This is a genomic window from Allobaculum sp., assembly GCF_047010065.1.
Taxonomy (GTDB): domain Bacteria; phylum Bacillota_I; class Bacilli_A; order Erysipelotrichales; family Erysipelotrichaceae; genus Allobaculum; species Allobaculum fili.
In genome coordinates, this window is sequence record NZ_JBKXLD010000149.1 from 1 (window position 1) to 3,287 (window position 3,287).

A 3,287-nucleotide genomic window follows, 5' to 3' on the forward strand; every position below is an offset into this window, starting at 1 on the left:
GATAGAGAACATAAATCGTGGAATCCTTAACGGCAAATGCGGCCCGGCATGCTTTAACGGCGGGATCGTTGATCCGACATTCCAGAACCGGCAGATCCTGCCATTTCTTTCTGGAAGCGAGTTTGGCGTGATAAAAGCCGTTTTCACCCTGACGGGAAAGAACATCCGCAATTTTCGAAGTCAGCGCAGGATTTTTCTGCAGATACTTGCGGCATCCGCGGCTTACAAACGCGATGGTCCAGCCCGGACGTTCTTGTGTCTGGTATAAATCTGTATTCATGATTTCAGACTAGCACGCGCGCAAAACGATGTTCTTCTGGGTGCCCTTGTATGATTTTCGTCAGATCCCTTGCCAGATCAAAAGGACCAGACAAAAAGGACAGAGCAAAATTCGCGTCTGTCCTTGATATGCGGGTATGGAAATAAAATGGGATTTCGATTTGGATTGGGCCAGCCGGCTTTACATGCATCAGCACGAAGCAAGCGCGCTGCCTTTTGAAACCGCCGGCTTTACGCTCTCCGAGGGGCATTCGGCTTTTTTGTCCGAAGCGGCTTTCTGGCTTTCTTCAAGCAGTTCATCGATCGTACGCACGTCATCAAAGAGCATGCGGCAGGGACGGCCGTCGGTAAACGTCAGCAGATCCTTGTGGTAATGGCCGCAAAGCCAGATTTTGTAGTCCGTCTTCTTACGGATTTCTTCCAGGAATTCGAGCTGCTGAACCTGATCGGCTTCATAGCGTTCGAGCTCGAGTTCATACGTATTGGCTAAAGGATGGGAGGCGTACACGTCATGCGAAAGAATCACATCCGCCTTCCAGCCGGCTTTGGCCAGGTTGTCGAGCGCGTGCTGCGCTTCTTCCTGATTCATGATTTCCTGCTTCCACCAGTTCACGCCTTCGCTGCGAAAGGCATGATCGTGGCTGTAGCCGCCGCCTAAGGCGAGCCAGGTCTTATTGTCAAAATGATAAATTTCGCCGCGCATCAGATGGATCACATTTGAACGGATGCGGTGGATTTTTCCGCCGTTCCACTCCTCCTGCGGGTAGGCATTGAGAATACTGAAATTTTCGTGATTGCCGTCGATGAACAGAGTTGTCCAGGGCAGAGATTCCAGCCAGTTAAGCCAGAAGTTGTCATTGGACGCCCCGTCCCAGACGCATCCGAAATCGCCGCAGACGATGAGATAATCCCCCGCCTGCATTTTCTGGGCGACTTCCGATTCTCTCGGATTGATTTTCCGGATATCGAAGGCTCCATGCAGATCGCTTGTTACATAAACCATGATTCTTTTCGCACTCCATCTCTCCAAAAAGTGAAGATCGATATAACGATAGCGAAAAAAAAGCGAATGTCCCCCTTTTTTACACATTTTGCACAAAATTCTCATGTAAGCACTTACCATTCTTGACAATCGGCGCGCGTTGCTTTCGGTAAGCGCTGTCATTCCGAAGACTGAATTTTGTTATTCCGATCCGATTTGCGCATCAGGAATGTCGGATTCTGAACGTAAACTCGAACGGCCGCAGCCGGTACGCCGTTCCATCCAGAGCCTTGAAGAGACGGCTTGGACCGCCAGGCGTATGATAAACAAATTCTGCCCCTGTCTTGGTGAGAGACCATTCGATAGGAAAAGCCCCGAAAACCGTCGGGCGTTCGGAGCTTCGTTCGATCGATTGGGTATGGGTTTTTGAACCGAATGGATTCTGCTGAAACGACAGGCGTTTTTCTGAATCCGGATTATGCGTTTTCTTCGGCTTTGGAGAACGCCAGATAGGCTGCACCGATCAGGCCGGAGTCTTCGGAAAGGGTTGTTGTACGCACGTCTACGTAAGGAACAACCGGTCCGTGAACTTTTTTCTTCACGCGGTCTTCGACGTCTTTCGTGAAGCCTTTGATCTTGGTTGCAACCGAACCGCCGAGGATGACGATTTCCGGGTCGGTGACGGCGATCAGGCAGGCGATCATGTTGGCCAGGTAATCCTTGGTGTCTTCCATGATTTCCTGAGCGACTGGATTTCCGGCAACGGCGAGATCGTTGACTTCGCCGGCGTGTTTCACTTCGAGGTTGGCTTTCTGGGCACGAGTTGTAATCGCGGTACCAGAGCAGATGGCTTCGACTGCACCGTTGAGCAGACGTCCGTGCTGCGGACCGTCTTTCCAGAGAATGCAGTTGGCGATTTCATGGGCGAAACCATGTGCGCCGTCGTAAATTTTCTTATCGATGATCTGGCCGGATCCGACGCCCGTCGAAATGGTCAGATACTGAACGTAGCGTTTGTCCTTGCCTTCGCCGACAACCGCTTCCGCCAGTGCGGCCAGGTTGGCGTCATTTTCCAGATAGACCGGAAGGCCAGTGGCTTCAGAAATGGTCTGCGGAATCGGGAATCCCCACCACGCCTGACCAAGGTTTGGCGTCGTAAGGATGCATCCGTTTTTCAGATCGAGCGGTCCTGGGCAGGAAATGCCGACACCGACAATGTCCTTGCCAAAGCCTTTAATGGTTTCTGCAATTTTGGAAAAGGTTTCGTTTGGATCTTCCGTATTCGTACGGAACTGGACGCGTTCCACAAGGTTGAGGTTTTCGTCCACAAGAGCAACACGCGCATTGGTGCCGCCGATATCAATGCCTACAGCATATTTCATAAAATGTCCCTCCTTGGGCTGACTATGATCAGTTTAACATAGCCAGACGAGCCGGGAATTAAATTCGGCGAACGCCGGACGTACATTGTGCTGCGGGAAGAGTGAGCGTTCCCGGCATTTCGTCGCGCTGGGATTCGCGGTTTCCCTGCGGAATGAGCGCGGTGATTTCGTCGTCATCGTAGCCGACGACCATTGTGCGTTCCGAAAGCATGATCGGCCGCTTTAAAATGGACGGATTGCGCTGAATGAGCACGATCAGCTCGCGAACCGTGTAATCGTTAATGTCTTTTTTCAAAGATTGAAAAGCCTTGGAACGGGTCGAGATAATATCCGTCGTTCCGTTTTCACACCGTGAAAGAAGATATTTGATTTCGGATTCGAGCATTAAGTTGGAAAAGATGTTTTTTTCCAGATAGGAAATGTGATTTTCTGTTAGCCAGCGTTTTGCTTTCCGGCAGCTGGCGCAGCCAGGGGATGTATAGACAATGACCATAAGAACCTCGCTTTTTTGATCTGGTGTTCACCTGCATGCGCTGGCTTTTCCCTTGATCAAATTTACATGTTAATGGTAACACCATAATCCGTACATGTGTAAGTGTCAAACAATCGACGGGTATACGCGAGACTGAATATTAGATACGCTA

The 3,287-nt window shown here is 50.5% G+C and carries 4 protein-coding genes; all 4 read right to left on the reverse strand.

Annotated elements, in window-relative coordinates:
- Positions 1 to 280: hypothetical protein (locus tag ACLUYS_RS09640; RefSeq protein ID WP_412659751.1), on the reverse strand; the 280-nt coding region annotated here is incomplete at its 3' end.
- A gap of 189 nt (positions 281 to 469) precedes the next feature.
- The gene (locus ACLUYS_RS09645; protein ID WP_230267482.1) at positions 470 to 1,282 is read right to left on the reverse strand and encodes a metallophosphoesterase family protein; all 813 of its coding nucleotides are present in this window, start codon (positions 1,280 to 1,282) and stop codon (positions 470 to 472) included.
- Positions 1,283 to 1,737: 455 nt separating this feature from the next.
- Entirely contained in the window at positions 1,738 to 2,643 is a 906-nt protein-coding gene (locus tag ACLUYS_RS09650) for an ROK family protein (protein ID WP_230267483.1), read from the reverse strand.
- Between the two features lie 58 nt (positions 2,644 to 2,701).
- Positions 2,702 to 3,136, reverse strand: a complete 435-nt coding sequence (locus ACLUYS_RS09655; protein ID WP_412659752.1) for a Spx/MgsR family RNA polymerase-binding regulatory protein — start codon at positions 3,134 to 3,136, stop codon at positions 2,702 to 2,704.
- Positions 3,137 to 3,287: the final 151 nt, after the last annotated feature.

Excerpts from the sequence above, each read along its gene's own strand:
- ACLUYS_RS09655 (WP_412659752.1), bottom strand. The coding sequence starts at position 3,136 with ATGGTCATTGTCTATACATCCCCTGGCTGCGCCAGCTGCCGGAAAGCA.
- ACLUYS_RS09645 (WP_230267482.1), bottom strand. The coding sequence starts at position 1,282 with ATGGTTTATGTAACAAGCGATCTGCATGGAGCCTTCGATATCCGGAAA.
- ACLUYS_RS09650 (WP_230267483.1), bottom strand. The coding sequence starts at position 2,643 with ATGAAATATGCTGTAGGCATTGATATCGGCGGCACCAATGCGCGTGTT.